The sequence below is a fragment of the Microcoleus sp. BROC3 genome, from assembly GCF_036702515.1.
Taxonomy (GTDB): domain Bacteria; phylum Cyanobacteriota; class Cyanobacteriia; order Cyanobacteriales; family Microcoleaceae; genus Microcoleus.
In genome coordinates this window covers 24,564-39,138 of the sequence record NZ_JAUBTQ010000012.1, presented here as the reverse complement: position 1 = coordinate 39,138, position 14,575 = coordinate 24,564, and the positions used below count along the sequence as shown (strand labels likewise).

The following is a 14,575-nucleotide window of genomic DNA, read 5'->3' as shown; positions in this document are numbered from 1 at the left end:
TCCCGCCCTACTTTAATTTCTCATGCGGTATCCGACGCCGTGAACGGTTTCAATTAAATTCGCGCCGCCAACCGACTCAAGTTTGCGGCGCAGCAAGCGCACTTGAGCTGCTACCACATTGCTAAAGGTATCTGCACTAGCCTCCCATAGCTGATTCCGAATTTGGTCAGTGGTGATAATTTGGTTGGGATGTTTCATAAAGTATTGTAACAGTTGAAATTCTTTGTTTGTCAGCGAAATGATCGGCTTTTGGCCGTTGCGATCGAGATGACAAGCAGTGCGATTTCCGCAGTCCAAAACCAGATTTCCTACCTGTAGCTGTTGCGGTTGAATTTGGGGCGATCGCCTCTGCAATGCCCGCAACCTTGCTAACAGTTCCGCCATCCCAAACGGTTTAACTAAATAATCGTCAGCCCCGGCATCTAGTCCCGCCACTTTATCTTCCATGCGGTCTTTTGCTGTTAGCATCAAGACGGGCAGGGCGCTATTTTTAGCACGCAATCTCCGCAGCAGTTCCAATCCTGACAATCCTGGTAGCAACCAGTCAAAAATAGCCAGGTTATATTGCGTCCACTGACTGTCTAAATATTCCCAAGCTTCACTGCCATCCAAAGCCCAATCAACTATATATTTTTCCTGCTTTAAAGTGCGATCGATCGCTTTCCCTAAATCTGGCTCATCTTCAACTAGCAAAACTCTCATAATTCTAATTTATAGCGCTAAATCCTTATACATTGTTAGCGATCGGCAGCATCTACCCTACATCTAAGATCACATACTGACATGAAATCAGCATGAAATTTTATGACCGAAACTAATTGGATCGCAAGCCCCCGGATTCATTCCAACGCACAGGCTGACTGACGGGAATAAATCTAAAATCTAAAATCTAAAATCTAAAATCGATTGACTTCGCAGAAAAAGCTCACAGTTGACAATAATTGACAACAAGCTGGTAATGTCTTATAATCAACCACGAGTGAATTTTTGAGAAAAATTTTCAATAAGTATGACAGATTTATCAGATCGTCCCGCCATTAAAAAGGCTGGGCGCTGGAGTCGCCGCCAACTGCTACAGCTAGGAATAGCTGGGGCTGGGGTAGCGGGGGGCGCGATCGCACTTCAACACTTGACTCGCAAACCGACATCAGTCGCGAGAATACCGCCAATGCCCGCAGATGCACTCACCGTCAGCAATATCAACCCGATGCAAATTGCGCGGGATTTTGATTACGGCACGGTGACGCGCGAAAACGGGCGCACGGTTCGGGAATTTCGCCTGGAAGCTAATACTTCGATCGTCCAACTTAACAGCGCCGTCACTTTCAACACCTGGAACGTGAACAATCGCGTGCCGGGGCCGACATTGAGGGCAACAGAGGGCGATCGTATCCGCGTCATTTTTTATAACAAAGCCGGACATTCTCATTCGCTGCACTTTCACGGCGTTCATACCAGCGAAATGGATGGCGTTAAACCAGTGAAAAACGGTTCGGTATTTATTTATGAATTCGATGCCAATCCTTACGGATTGCATCTATATCACTGCCATATTGAACCCGTAACTCGCCATGTAGGTAAGGGACTATATGGAATGTTCATCATCGATCCGCCCAAACCCCGCCCTCCCGCAGATGAAATCTTATTAATCATGGGAGGATACGACGTAAACGACGACGAAAAAAACGAACTTTACGCTTTTAACGGGTTGCCCAATTATTACATGAACAACCCGATCCCTATTTACAGAAATCAGTTAATCCGGCTGTACGTTCTCAACCTGATTGAGTATGAAGCGGCAGTAACTTTTCACCTGCACGCCAATTTCTTTGACGTATATCGCACGGGAATGACTTTAACTCCCAGTGAAAGAACCGATGTAATCACAATGGGAGTAGCTGAACGGCATATTTTAGAATTCACCTACGGCTACGCTGGAAAATTTATGTTTCATCCCCATCAAGATGCGATCGCCGAAGCTGGCTGCATGGGTGTATTTGAAGTCATCACTTAAACCCTATCCTGCTACCAGGGTGCGCCGATTCAAATAAAGTATGAAATTATTTGACAAGCTCGATCGCAAATAGGTACAATGAATAGCTCGCAAATAATTGAGAATCTTTCTTAATAACTTGTGAGTCAAAATGCACATAACGTAAAAATTAGCAACTGCCATGTTATCCACATTTCGTTTATTACCTACAGTCACTGCTACAGCCATCCTCGTTGCTCTGACTGGTTGCGTTTCCCCCACAGCCAGCAACACCGACAGCACACCCTCACCCGCTGCTACAGCCAGTCCCGCAGCAACAAGCGGTCACAGCGGGAATCACGGAGGAAAGCCCGGCATTAACATCAATACTGCCATTCTTTCGGAGTTAGATAAACTCGAAGCCAAGTTAGGAATACCGGCACTTTCTAACAAAATTCAAGCCAGCCGCCCTTACGGAAAAGTCGAAGAATTGGTTTCAAAAAATGTCATTACTCAAGCCCAATTCGACCAAATCAAAGACTTGGTAACTATTGAAAACGTGGTGCTGACAGGCGAAGCCAAAGATGTAGACTACATGACTAAACTTGGCTTGATGAAAGGGCATCTTTTCGTAGCCCAAGAACTATTGGAGCAAGGCAAACCCGACCAGGCAGAACCGCACATCGGGCATCCAGTCGAAGAAATTTATGCCGATGTGGAAGATCAGTTAAACGAGCGTAAAATTCCTGAATTTAAGGCTACTTTAATTAAATTGCAGGATTTAGTTAAAGCGGGTGCAAAAGATCCGGCTCAAGTGAATGCGGAATTCGACACATCAATGCAAGCAGTTGATGGAGCAATTGCCGCCCTTCCCGAAACGCAGCGAAAAGATCCGAAATTCGTGCTGCAAGTGATTAACGGCTTGCTGGATACAGCTAATTCCGAATACGGAGCGGCAGTTGCTAACGGCAAAATTTCCGCAATTATTGAATATCAAGATTCGCGGGGTTTTGTCATGTACGCGGAAATGCTGTACAAAGATATCGCCGAACAAGTGGCTAAAGCCAGCCCTGAAATTGACAAAGCAATTGTTGCCAACATGACTGAACTGAAGACAAATTGGCCAACGGCGATCGCACCCGCCGCCCCCGTAAAAACCACCGAACAAGTCAACCAGCTAGTTAAAACGATCGAAAGCGACAGCCAAAAAGTTGTCAAACCCGCATCATAAAAACATCACTCTCATCAAGAGCGGTAATTGGTAAATAATCTGCCAATTACCTAGCTCATTAACCACTCTCATTCCCACCATAAAAAAATGAATTTTGGCGAAGCATTGCCCACATTTGTAATTACCCTCCGCGAAGGAGTCGAAGCCGCCTTAGTTGTCGGAATTGTTTTAGCTTGCCTCAAAAAGTCGGGACAAAGCTATTTAAGCCCTTGGGTTTTTGGGGGTGTTGGGGTTGGACTTATTGCCAGCGCTTTGATAGGTGTACTGTTCGGCTGGACTCTTCAAATTTTGTCCGCATCCAATCAGCCTTTTGCACCGATTATGGAATTGCTGCTAGAAGCAATCTTTGGGGTTATAGCAATAGCAATGCTGAGCTGGATGCTGATTTGGATGACCAAGCAAGCGCGATTTATGAAAGCCGAAGTTGAAGGCGCTGTAAGTGCTGCTTTAACGCAAAACTCTCATGCCGGTTGGGGCGTATTTAGTTTAGTTTTTATTGCTGTTTTGCGCGAAGGGTTTGAAACTGTTTTGTTTGTCGTCGCCAAGTTTCAACAAGGCATTATTCCAGCCCTCGGCGCTTTGGGCGGCATTCTCTCAGCCACCGGACTTGGTGTCCTGCTGTTTAAATGGGGAGTCAAAATTAATATCCGCCTGTTTTTCAAATATATGGGCATTTTATTGCTCTTCATTGTAGCAGGCTTAGTGGTATCTACTTTGGGACTTTTTGACAGCGCGATGAATATTTTATCGCAAACAAATCGCGAATCAGCAGCACTGTGTTTCTATTACGAAAGATTTACTAAAATCCACTCTTGCATTCTCGGGCCGATGGTCTGGAATACCTCGCAACTGCTTCCCGAAGACAAGTTTCCAGGTTTGTTGTTGAGTGCGCTGTTTGGATACACGGATAAGCTCTATGTCGTGCAGGCGATCGCCTATTTGATGTTTTTAGGTACTGTCGGTGGCATCTACTTCCAAAGTCTGGCAGGTAGAGTTTTCTTCCCATTCAAAAAAACTCAGGCAACTAAATAGGAAATAAAGTGCGATCGAAATACGATCGGCTTTTTACTGGAAATGCAGGAGGCAGTTGTTTGTGGCTAATAACTAATGCGCCCCTAACTTAGAGCGCATTAGGAAATCAGCTATCTATTGATTGAATGTAAAACGACCGTCAACTTTTTCTCCGTTAATATCCGCAGTAACTTTCACGGGATAACTTCCTGCATCTTTGCCGGGAAACACCACAGCGTAATGTTTGCCCTCAGCATCATACTTGAGAGCTAAAGTTTGCTGCTTTCCATTCGCCAACTGCACTTGAGCCGTCACTTTGGCGTTAGGAACTGGTTCCTTTTTCTCCCCTTTTTGCAAAAAAACATCTAAATGAGTTCCGGTAGCTTCTTTTTCAGGTACAAACTCTAAATAGTAAGCTCCAGACTTTACAACTTGCCCCCCTTTAGTTGCTGTTGCAGGATCAGTGGCGGGAGTAGAAGACGCAGGTTGAGAGGCGACAGGAGGGGATGCTGGAGTGCTATTTGGATCGCTTGCTTGGTCGCCTTTACTGCAAGCTCCCAAAAACAGCAATCCCACACTACCTAGAACAATTAAATTTGACTTGAGCGATTTCATTGGTTTGACTCCTTGCTGACTGACAATAATTAGAAAATATCACACATTAACGACCTTCCCGTCTTCAATAACTAGCTGAGGTTGTTGAGGTCGTAAAAAATGACCAAATTGAGCATACAAAGCTGGCAAAACTAACAAAGTTAAGGCTGTAGAAGTAAATAACCCTCCTAAAACTACTACTGACAGCGGTTGCAAAATTTCCTTGCCCGCCCCGCCTTCAAATACTAAAGGTGCTAAACCCAAAGCAGAAGTTAAAGCGGTCATCAAGATGGCGTTGAGCCGTTCCATCGAACCTTTAATAATTGCTTCCTTAAAAGGCACTCCTTCAGCAAATTTAGTGTTGTAGTTGTCTACTAAAAGCAAGCCGTTACGGGTAGCAACGCCGAATAATGTGACAAAGCCAACCAGGGAAGCTACAGAGATGATGCTACCAGTCAAAGCTACCGCAATTACTCCTCCCACTAATCCGAGCGGCAAATTAATCATAATCATAGCAGTTGAAGCGATCGACTTGACGGACAAGTACATCAATACTGTAATTACCAAAAAGGCGATCGCACTAAATATCATAATATTTAGCGAAGCTCTTTGTTCTGCTTCAAATTGACCGCCGTACTGGATAAAATAGCCAAAAGGCAACTGCACCTCTCGTTTGACTTTAGCTTGAATTTCATTCACAACCGATCGCAAATCCCTATTTTTAGCATTAGCCGCTGCCACAATCAACCGGGAAACATTCTCGCGGTTAATCGTATTTGGCCCCGTACCGTATTTAACAGTCGCAACTTGGGCGAGGGGAATCTTGTTGCCACTCGGAGTATCAACCAGCAAATTCTGAATAGTTTCTAAGTTATTTCTAGCTTCAGGCTGCAACCAAACAACTAAATCAAAAGTTTGCTGCACCTCCAAAACTTGAGAAACAACTTTGCCGTTCAAAGCTGTTTCAATAATTTCTGAAAGTTCTCCGATTTTCAAACCGTATCTACCCGCAGCTTGGCGGTTAAACTTAATTTGAATTTGTTGAACTGGCACCTGCGGTTCTAGTTGCAAATCCACAATTCCTTCAACTGTTTTCATTTGCTCTTCAACTTGGGCACCGATGCTGCGAAGTTGATCCAAATCCGGGCCAAAGATTTTGACAGCAATCTGACTTCGGACACCAGATAAAACCTCATCCATCCGGTGAGAAATAAAACCGCCGATATTGGGTGCAACTCCCGGCAATCTAGCAAATTCCTGCCGCAGCGACTCCAAAGTTTTCGACCGATTTTTCATCCCTACCTCGCTCAAACCGATATCAATGTGAGCTAAATTAACTCCCGCAGCATCAGCATCTCCCGGAGCTCTGCCCGATCGCACTTGCACGTATTCAAACCTGGTATCACTCTTAAGTGCATCTTCAATAGCAAAAGCCGCGCTATCTGTTGTCTCCAAAGACACCCCCGGATAAAGCATAATAGTATTCACCAAAGTTTGCTCCTGAAACTCCGGCAAAAACACCCGTCCAAAGGATGGCAAAATAATTAATGCAGCCACCATGCTAGCAGCAGCTAAAGCTAAAATAATCCGCGAATAGCGCATTGACAAATTTATCAAAAAATGATATACTTTCTTGCAAAATCTCGGCAGCCAAGGTTCCGCAGCACTCATGCGTTTGTTAGGCAACAAGATAGCGCAAAGGGCCGGAGATATTAACAGCGACTCCAGACTAGAAATCACCACAACTACCAGATAAGTAATTCCCATAGGCGTAAAAATTCGACCTTCTACACCGGGCAAAGTAAAAATTGGAGAAAACACCACAATACCAATAACAGTCGCTCCAATTAACGAATCGCGCACCTCCTGACTGCCATCAAAAATCACATCCATCACCGGACGTGGATGAAGAGAAGACGTATTTTCTCTCAAATTGCGGTAGGTATTTTCCGCATAAACGATCGCATCGTCGATCGCAGTGCCGATCGCCACCGACAAACCCCCCAAAGTCATCGTATTTAATCCCAGCCCCAGCCAATACATCGCCAGCAGCGCCAACAGCCAAGTCAGAAAGAAATCCAGCAAAACAACCGCCAGAGTGCGCCAATTCATCAAAAACGGGATGAGAATAAGGGTGACGATAATACTGCCTTCAATTAAAGCCGATCGCACATTCTCCACCGAGGAATTGATATACTCTTCCTGTCGAAAAGTCACAGTAACTTTAATATCTTTTGGCAGAGCTTGCTGCACCTCAGCCATTGCTGCCTCAACCGCTTTAGTTACCGTCGGAGTATCAGCAACTGGCTGTCTGTTTACCATCACAATCACAGCTTTTTTGCCGTTAAAACTGCCATCGCCCCGCTTGATTGCAGCACCAATCTTGACATCAGCGACATCACCAATTCTGACGGGCGTTCCTTGCCGAGAGGCGATCGCCGATTGCTGCAAATCTTCCAGAGACTCAATCCGCCCCACCCCCCGGATTAAAGTTTCTCGATCCGGCGTAATTAAATACCCCCCCGGCGCGTTAACATTCGCAGCAGCCGCCGCTTCGGCAACTTGCTGCAACGACACATTAAAAGCTTTCAACTTGGCAGGTTCTACTAATACTTGATACTGCCTTTCTTCGCCGCCGTAAGCTACTACTTGAGCAACGCCAGTTACTGCCAAAAGCCGATTTGTGACTTGCCAATCAACTAGACGGCGCACTTCCATTAAAGGAGTTGTTTCCGAGGTAAAAGCATAGGTAATAACAGTGCCCACAGGAGAAGTTGTGGGAGAAATTTGCGGTGTTTCTACCCCAGCCGGGAGTTTGCTTTGCGCTTGCTGTAAGCGTTCTGTGATCAACTGCCGCGCTTGATAAATTTCAGTTCCCCAATCAAAGATAACCTTAACCGCAGAAAGGCCCACAGCCGAAGATGAACGCACTGCTGTTACTCCTGGAGTTCCGTTAATCGCACTTTCGATCGGTAGTGTTACCAAAGACTCGATTTCTTCCGGCGCGAGCCCCGGTGCTTCCGTCTGAATTTCGACTTGCGGGGGTGCAAAAGGAGGGAAGACATCAAGCGACATTTGGGGGATGATAGAAAATGTCCAAAGGCTAACAATAATGGTAGCGATAACAACTAGCCAGCGGCGGTTTATTACCCATCTAAGAATAGTGCTGAACATTTTATTATCTTGGAGTTAATAGATACATACTTCTGCAAACTCAATTGCTATATTCACGCAATTGTTTACTTCAAACTCTTGACTTCTGTCTCTTGAGTTTTAACGTGATGGTTGTCATTGTGTAACAGCAGTTCATTGTCTAACGCCGATGCAGAGCTGGAAAAACTATTGTTTCCGGCATTGTTTCCAGAATCCGCTGCTATTGCTGGCAATTTGCCCCGATTTCCCCACAACACGCCGGCTGTGAAAGTTAGGGATGCGATCGCGACTCCTCCCCCTATTCCCGCCCACCATAAAGACACGGGTAAATTATTAAAATTAACCTCTGTTAGCTTTGCAGTTGCCTTTTTGTTTTCCTCGTCTTTTGAGGGCTTGCTGCCGCCCCGCAAAGATTGTGCGTAAAGTTGAGGTGCTCGCTGCGTTACTATCAAATCTCCCTCGAATAAACCCCTCTTCACTTCAACTAAATCTCCGGCCGTTTGACCGAGCTCAATTTCAACAGCTTGATAAGCATTGCCATTTTGGACGTAAACGGTTTTTTTACCGCTAACATCCACTACCGCCGCACTCGGAATTGCTAAAATATTTGTTGCAGTTTTGTCGGTTAAAATCTCCAACTCAGCAAACAGTCCTGGCTTTAATTCACCGTTAATATTATCTAGTTCTGCTTTCACCGGCACCACCCGCGTTTCTCCTTCCACTGATGACCCAATTAAGGCGATTTTTCCCTTGAAAGTGCGATCGGGTAAATTAGCGACTTTTACCCTGACTTCCTGACCCTGTTTTACTTGATTCAGGTCTTTTTCGTAAATATTGGCTGTGGCAAAAACGCGGCTATCATTTAACAGACTCATCAACGGTTTTTCAGCGTTTACTGACTCTCCTGGGGTGATTTCGCGATCGGCTACCGTCCCGGAAATCGGAGCAATTACGGTAACGAGTCCTCGATCGTTGGCAACAGTTCCTAATTGTTGCAGCCGCGCTTGATAGGCTGCGTCAGCCAAGCGAATGCGCGACTGAGCGACTTCGACGGCAGTTTTGCCGCGTTTGAGTTGGTTCTCGGCTTCTAGGACTTCCCGGCGGCTCTGATCTCTGGTAAGTTGAGCTTTTGCTTCTGCTACTCTGCCTTGAGATTCCCGCAATTCCCGCATAGGGAGGTCTACTTCGGCTTGTTTAATTTCGGTTTCGGCTTTGATAACTTCAGGACGGCTTTTTGCCTTAGCAACAGCGGCTTTTGCTTCGGCGAAATGGGCTTGCGATTCCAGCATTGTCCGCCGCGCGATCGCTCCTGATGCCGCTAATTCTTTGTCGCGATCGAACTGTTCTTTAGCAATAGTTAATTCTGTTTCGGCCCGCGCTATTTCGGCTTGCGCTATTTCAACTTGACGCTGATAATTTTCTTTAGCGGCTTGCACAACTGAACGATTCTTTACTAATTCTTGTTCTTGTTGGTACTGCTTAGTTACCGCTGTCAATTGGGTTTGGGCTTGGGCGATTTCTGCTGCGGATATTTGAAGTTGGCGATCGTAATTTTCTCGTGCTAGTTTGAGATCGCCTTCGGCTTGCTGCAAATCTGCCTCAGCTTCGGCACGTTTCGAGAGAGATTCAACCCGCAACTGTCCTAATTCTGAACTAGATAAAACCGCCACCGGTTGACCTTTTGATACTTTGTCGCCAGGCTTAACCAGCAACTCTACTACTTTGCCCGCAACAGGAGCCGTAACTTCTACTTTTTCGTTGGGTAAAGTTTCAATTTGTCCTGTGGTTTTGATGCCGATATCTAGTCGCTGGCGGGCGGCAGGGGAGACTTTAATTCCTAATCGTTTTGCTGTTTCGGCATCGACAGAAATAGCAGCAGGAGTTTCAGTTGTTTCGCCGCTTTGGTGAAATTCATCTCCGTGTCCCGCGTGTGCCAAAACGACAGCCGGAGAACTTAGCAAAATTAGGCTGAACAACGTTCCAGAAAATCTGCTAATAATTGCCCGAGATTGAGCATATTTGTGGAATATCATCGTTGGCATTGTCCTTGAAATCAGGTTGAGTGCCACAGGTTTAGCAGTTGGTATTTTGCCAAGGTAAGTAAGTGATACCCATTAAGTAAAGTTACTTATTAGCATTTTCCAAGAAGCGACCGCTAAGCAATGACCAAGAGCTAGAAATGCTCTACTCAACCTAGTATTTCAGGGTCAAATGAAATTAGGATGAAATTTCGCATCAGCAGCCCAGATGCCCACCAGATTCTAAAATACGAAGATAAGTTTCGCCTAATGCGAAGCGATTGCCCTCTAGCTCTTTTTTCTGTTTTGTTATCTCTGCTTGCGCTTCAATTTCCTGTGTCAATTCACTCACTCGCTCTTCTACGGCTGCATTTTATGGATAAGTTGTGTTTAATTCCAAGCTGTTCAAGATCATGAACTACCCCCTCTATATAGCTTTTGACTGACTGACCTACTACTTTAGGGGGTAGGGCAACTCAATAGTCTACAGTATTTTTACGCAATTTTCTACTACTTTAGACGTAGGGTCACTCTATTGTCTACATTTAGGTAATCTAAGGAAACTGAGGTGGAGTCAGACAAATGCTGACAGCCACAGTCGAGCTAAATTACTGTTTGTACCAAAGTTGTCGCCACTTTTTCATGTCTTCAATTTCTGGCTTTTGTGAAGCAAGTATTTCCTGAACATTTGACCTAACGTGATTCATGTCACTCATGTTGTGGATTTGTGTCATGTTTTGTTTACGGTAGCTAAATTACTGTTTGTACCAAGCTTGCCGCCACTGTTTCATTTGCTCAATTTCTTGCTTTTGCGAAGTCAGAATCTCTTGAGATAATGTCTTCATTTCCGACCGTTTTGACTTCTTCAAAGCATCTTCAGCCATCACTAAAGCTCCCTCGTGGTGAGGAATCATCGCATTGATAAACCGCAAATCAAACTGGTCGTCAGCCGCCCCTAAATCCATAGTCATCATCATGCTTTGCATCTGTTCGGGAGTCATTGCCATCATGTGACCCATTTGATCGTGATAAGCCATTGGCGTACTGCTGGCTTTGGAATACCAAGTTTTTCGCCACTCTTTCATTTGATTGATTTCGCGGTTTTGAGCAGCAATAATGTTATTTGCTAGTTTTTTCATTTCCGGACGTTTGGATTTATTGAGTACCTCTTTAGCCATGTTTACAGCACCTTGATGGTGTACTGTCATGCCATCAATAAATCGCAAATCGTAGTCGGCATCAGCAGGGCCTAAATCCATTGACATATTGTGATTCATGCCATGATTCATCCCACCCATGCCGCCGCCTTGTGCCACGTCTTGCTTGTTGTTTGCTTCGGTTGCAGTCGTAACATTTGGGGCTTGAGTTTCGCTGGAAGGGGCTTTGGAACAAGCTGCAAGGACTCCGCTGCTTAAAGCGGCTGTGGCGGTCAATATCAGCGCTGCAAAGCCTGTTTTTAATGAAATTGGTTTCATAGATATTATATCCTTAAAACGGCCATTTATCTTCAGTTTTCCACATATAAATGAAATTAGGATGAAATTTTTGATTCGGAATTGTAAAGAATTATTCTTGGGCCTCGATCGCACTCTAATTTAAGATTGACAGGACTCACTTGAACGTAATTAGGTAGGGTGCACAGTGCGCGCCTTACCCATATGCGTAGCGTGTCAAACCACTTTTTTCATAATTCCTGATTTATTTCGCAATTCCCCTTGACTCTCCTGCTAACTGGAGACTTTACAATGGAGTTAATTCACTTATTGAGCAGTTTCTGGTGAGGTTCAAACTATGACTTTACAGCTAAAAGTTCCTAAGATGGCTTGTTCCGCTTGTGCAAATACGATCGCAAAAGCAGTCCGAGACATTGACTCAGCCTCCACGGTTGAGGCGGATATCAAGACAAAATTGGTCACAATTCAAACCGCCAAGTCGGAAAGTGAAGTTAGGAAAGCGATCGCATCTGCTGGCTATCCAGCAAGTCAATTTGAGATTTGAGATTTGAGATTTGAGATTTACTTGCAGCTTTGAATCTGGGAGATTTAACAAGAGTCTAAAATTTTTGATTCTCCACGACAGGAGTACGTCGCACGTTATCCGTTTTTAGGCGAGGTCAATCGATTTTAGATTTTAGATTTTAGATTTTAGATTGACCCCACGGATAAATGCGGGGGCTTGAGGATTTTCGATTTTGGATTGATTCCACGGATAAATCACGTGGCGGGTACCATCAAGAAATTCTTGGTCATTTGAAGACAGAAGGTAACTTTATAACTTAGGAGGGCATCTATGGACAATCTCACACTTAAATTGCGGGGCATGAGTTGTGCTTCTTGTGCTTCCTCTATCGAACAAGCCATTCAATCTGTTTCCGGCGTAATTGAGTGTCATGTCAATTTTGGGATGGAACAAGCAACCATCCAATACGACTCCCAGCAAACCAACTTAGAAACAATTCAATCGGCGGTTGATGATGCGGGATACCAAGCTTTGCCGCTTCAAGAAATGGCGACGCCAGAGGATGATTCCGAACAAGCCGATCGCAAATCTGAATCTCAAACCTTGCAGCGGAAACTCTGGACAGCAGGTATCATCAGCATCCTGCTAGTTGTGGGCGCTATTCCAGCGATGACCGGCTTGCATCTGCCATTTATTCCCGCATGGCTGCACAATTTTTGGCTGCAATTAGTCCTGACATCACCAGTACAATTCTGGTGCGGGAAATCGTTTTATGTGGGAGCTTGGAAATCCCTAAAACGGCGAGTGGCGACAATGGATACCCTGATTGCCTTGGGAACGAGTGCTGCTTACTTTTATTCTGTATTTGTGACATTTTTTCCCGGTTTCTTCACTGCCCAAGGTTTGACTCCTAGTGTTTACTACGAAGTAGCCGCTAGCGTTATCGCCTTAATTTTGTTGGGGAAAACCCTAGAAAATCGCGCGAAGGGAGAGACTTCGGAGGCCATTCGCAAACTCATGGGTTTGCAAGCAAAAACTGCTCGGATAATTCGCAACGGGGAAGAGTTGGAATTGCCGATCGCCCAAGTGGAAATTGGCGACATCGTGCAGGTGCGGCCGGGAGAGCAAATCCCCGTAGATGGAGAGGTAATTGAGGGTGCTTCGACGGTAGACGAAGCAATGGTTACGGGAGAAAGTTTGCCTGTGAAAAAGCACCTTGGCGACGAAGTTATCGGAGCCACAATTAATAAAACTGGCAGCTTCAAGTTTCGGGCGACAAGAGTTGGCAAAGATACATTTTTAGCTCAAATTGTCAAGATGGTGCAGGACGCACAGGGGTCAAAAGCACCGATTCAAAAGTTAGCAGACCAAGTGACTGGTTGGTTTGTTCCCACAGTAATTGCCGTCGCTTTAGCTACTTTCATTATCTGGTTTAACGCGACGGGAAACTTCACTCTAGCCACAGTGACAATGGTGGAAGTGCTGATTATTGCCTGTCCCTGCGCTTTGGGTTTAGCGACTCCGACTGCTGTGATGGTTGGCACGGGTAAAGGTGCAGAATATGGAATTTTAATTAAAGGAGCCGAGAGTTTAGAATTGGCTCACCAAATTCAAATTATTGTGTTAGATAAAACTGGAACTCTTACTGAAGGCAAGCCAACTGTCACTGATTTTGTGACAATAAAAGGAACGGCGAACAGCAATGAGTTAAATTTGCTGCAATTGGCGGCGTCTGTAGAGCGAAATTCGGAGCATCCTTTGGGGGAAGCTGTTGTTCGATACGCTCAATCTCAAGAGGTAAATTTGACGGATGTTAAGGATTTTGAGGCGATCGCGGGGAGTGGTGTTCGCGGGGTTGTAGGCTCCAAGTCGATCGCCCTGGGAACGCTGAGGTGGATGCAGGAACTAGGCTGCGATACTGAATATCTGGAACTGCGCGGGAGAGCTTTGGAAGCTGCGAGCAAAACGGTTGTTTGGATGGCTGTAGAAGGCAAAATAGAGGCAATTCTGGGCATTGCGGATGCTCTCAAACCCTCGTCAGCGCAGGCCGTGAAAGCACTTCAAAAACTCGGTTTGGAGGTGGCGATGCTGACTGGAGATAATCGCGCGACTGCGGAGTCGATCGCCCAATCCGTGGGCATTACTCGTGTTTTTGCCGAAGTTAGGCCCCACCAAAAAGCAGCTCAAATCCAAGCCCTGCAAGGGGAAGGAAAAATTGTCGCGATGGTGGGAGACGGGATTAACGACGCGCCGGCTTTGGCCTTAGCAGACGTGGGAATTGCGATCGGCACCGGCACAGATGTGGCGATCGCCGCCAGCGACATTACCTTAATTTCAGGAGATTTGCAAGGCATAGTTACAGCAATTAAACTTTCCCGCGCCACCATGCGAAATATTCGCGAAAATCTGTTTTTTGCGTTTATTTATAACATCGCTGGAATACCGATCGCGGCGGGCATTTTGTACCCCATTTTCGGCTGGCTGCTCAATCCAATTATTGCCGGTGCAGCAATGGCTTTCAGTTCAGTATCTGTAGTTACTAATGCTTTGCGATTGCGGAATTTTCAAGCCAAATCTAGTGGATAAGTTAGGATTTTTTCCCAACCTCCTGGTACGCAATGCCCACCATCCACCGAT

At 45.5% G+C, this 14,575-nt stretch carries 12 protein-coding genes; 5 read left to right on the top strand and 7 right to left on the bottom strand.

Annotated elements, in window-relative coordinates; genetic code table 11:
• Positions 1-12: 12 nt before the first annotated feature.
• On the bottom strand, positions 13-702 hold the full coding sequence (gene rppA, locus QUB30_RS10080; protein ID WP_333332663.1) for a two-component system response regulator RppA: 690 nt from the start codon (positions 700-702) through the stop codon (positions 13-15).
• Between the two features lie 307 nt (positions 703-1,009).
• On the opposite strand from rppA, the gene QUB30_RS10075 reads away from it, so the two are divergent.
• The 3 genes from QUB30_RS10075 (at position 1,010) to QUB30_RS10065 (ending at position 4,235) form a co-directional block, all read left to right on the top strand.
• Positions 1,010-2,014, top strand: a complete 1,005-nt coding sequence (locus tag QUB30_RS10075) for a multicopper oxidase domain-containing protein (protein WP_333332660.1) — start codon at positions 1,010-1,012, stop codon at positions 2,012-2,014.
• A 160-nt stretch (positions 2,015-2,174) separates the two neighbouring features.
• Entirely contained in the window at positions 2,175-3,203 is a 1,029-nt protein-coding gene (locus tag QUB30_RS10070) for a helix-hairpin-helix domain-containing protein (protein ID WP_333332657.1), read from the top strand.
• An 87-nt stretch (positions 3,204-3,290) separates the two neighbouring features.
• Complete coding sequence (locus tag QUB30_RS10065; protein WP_333332654.1) at positions 3,291-4,235, top strand: FTR1 family protein; 945 nt, start codon at positions 3,291-3,293, stop codon at positions 4,233-4,235.
• Between the two features lie 114 nt (positions 4,236-4,349).
• On the opposite strand, the gene QUB30_RS10060 is transcribed toward QUB30_RS10065, so the two are convergent.
• The 6 genes from QUB30_RS10060 to QUB30_RS10035 all read right to left on the bottom strand — a co-directional run bounded on the left by QUB30_RS10060 (position 4,350) and on the right by QUB30_RS10035 (position 11,454).
• The gene (locus tag QUB30_RS10060) at positions 4,350-4,829 is read right to left on the bottom strand and encodes a hypothetical protein (protein ID WP_333332650.1); all 480 of its coding nucleotides are present in this window, start codon (positions 4,827-4,829) and stop codon (positions 4,350-4,352) included.
• A gap of 39 nt (positions 4,830-4,868) precedes the next feature.
• The gene (locus tag QUB30_RS10055) at positions 4,869-7,982 is read right to left on the bottom strand and encodes an efflux RND transporter permease subunit (protein ID WP_333332647.1); all 3,114 of its coding nucleotides are present in this window, start codon (positions 7,980-7,982) and stop codon (positions 4,869-4,871) included.
• A gap of 65 nt (positions 7,983-8,047) precedes the next feature.
• Positions 8,048-10,003, bottom strand: a complete 1,956-nt coding sequence (locus tag QUB30_RS10050) for an efflux RND transporter periplasmic adaptor subunit (protein ID WP_333332644.1) — start codon at positions 10,001-10,003, stop codon at positions 8,048-8,050.
• 193 nt (positions 10,004-10,196) lie between these two features.
• Entirely contained in the window at positions 10,197-10,331 is a 135-nt protein-coding gene (locus QUB30_RS10045) for a hypothetical protein (protein ID WP_333332641.1), read from the bottom strand.
• A 256-nt stretch (positions 10,332-10,587) separates the two neighbouring features.
• On the bottom strand, positions 10,588-10,713 hold the full coding sequence (locus QUB30_RS10040; RefSeq protein ID WP_333332639.1) for a hypothetical protein: 126 nt from the start codon (positions 10,711-10,713) through the stop codon (positions 10,588-10,590).
• A gap of 21 nt (positions 10,714-10,734) precedes the next feature.
• Positions 10,735-11,454, bottom strand: a complete 720-nt coding sequence (locus QUB30_RS10035; protein WP_333332636.1) for a DUF305 domain-containing protein — start codon at positions 11,452-11,454, stop codon at positions 10,735-10,737.
• Between the two features lie 316 nt (positions 11,455-11,770).
• On the opposite strand from QUB30_RS10035, the gene QUB30_RS10030 reads away from it, so the two are divergent.
• Positions 11,771-11,977: a heavy-metal-associated domain-containing protein gene (locus tag QUB30_RS10030; protein WP_333332633.1), complete on the top strand. Its 207-nt coding sequence runs from the start codon at positions 11,771-11,773 to the stop codon at positions 11,975-11,977.
• A gap of 291 nt (positions 11,978-12,268) precedes the next feature.
• Entirely contained in the window at positions 12,269-14,524 is a 2,256-nt protein-coding gene (locus QUB30_RS10025) for a heavy metal translocating P-type ATPase (RefSeq protein WP_333332629.1), read from the top strand.
• Positions 14,525-14,575 lie beyond the last annotated feature (51 nt).

What these genes read in the sequence shown, in the direction of transcription:
- QUB30_RS10025 (WP_333332629.1), top strand. Translation starts at nt 12,269, where the DNA reads ATGGACAATCTCACACTTAAATTGCGGGGCATGAGTTGTGCTTCTTGT.
- QUB30_RS10040 (WP_333332639.1), bottom strand. Translation starts at nt 10,713, where the DNA reads ATGACACAAATCCACAACATGAGTGACATGAATCACGTTAGGTCAAAT.
- QUB30_RS10060 (WP_333332650.1), bottom strand. Translation starts at nt 4,829, where the DNA reads ATGAAATCGCTCAAGTCAAATTTAATTGTTCTAGGTAGTGTGGGATTG.
- QUB30_RS10070 (WP_333332657.1), top strand. Translation starts at nt 2,175, where the DNA reads ATGTTATCCACATTTCGTTTATTACCTACAGTCACTGCTACAGCCATC.
- rppA (WP_333332663.1), bottom strand. Translation starts at nt 702, where the DNA reads ATGAGAGTTTTGCTAGTTGAAGATGAGCCAGATTTAGGGAAAGCGATC.
- QUB30_RS10050 (WP_333332644.1), bottom strand. Translation starts at nt 10,003, where the DNA reads ATGCCAACGATGATATTCCACAAATATGCTCAATCTCGGGCAATTATT.
- QUB30_RS10035 (WP_333332636.1), bottom strand. Translation starts at nt 11,454, where the DNA reads ATGAAACCAATTTCATTAAAAACAGGCTTTGCAGCGCTGATATTGACC.
- QUB30_RS10075 (WP_333332660.1), top strand. Translation starts at nt 1,010, where the DNA reads ATGACAGATTTATCAGATCGTCCCGCCATTAAAAAGGCTGGGCGCTGG.
- QUB30_RS10055 (WP_333332647.1), bottom strand. Translation starts at nt 7,982, where the DNA reads ATGTTCAGCACTATTCTTAGATGGGTAATAAACCGCCGCTGGCTAGTT.
- QUB30_RS10065 (WP_333332654.1), top strand. Translation starts at nt 3,291, where the DNA reads ATGAATTTTGGCGAAGCATTGCCCACATTTGTAATTACCCTCCGCGAA.
- QUB30_RS10030 (WP_333332633.1), top strand. Translation starts at nt 11,771, where the DNA reads ATGACTTTACAGCTAAAAGTTCCTAAGATGGCTTGTTCCGCTTGTGCA.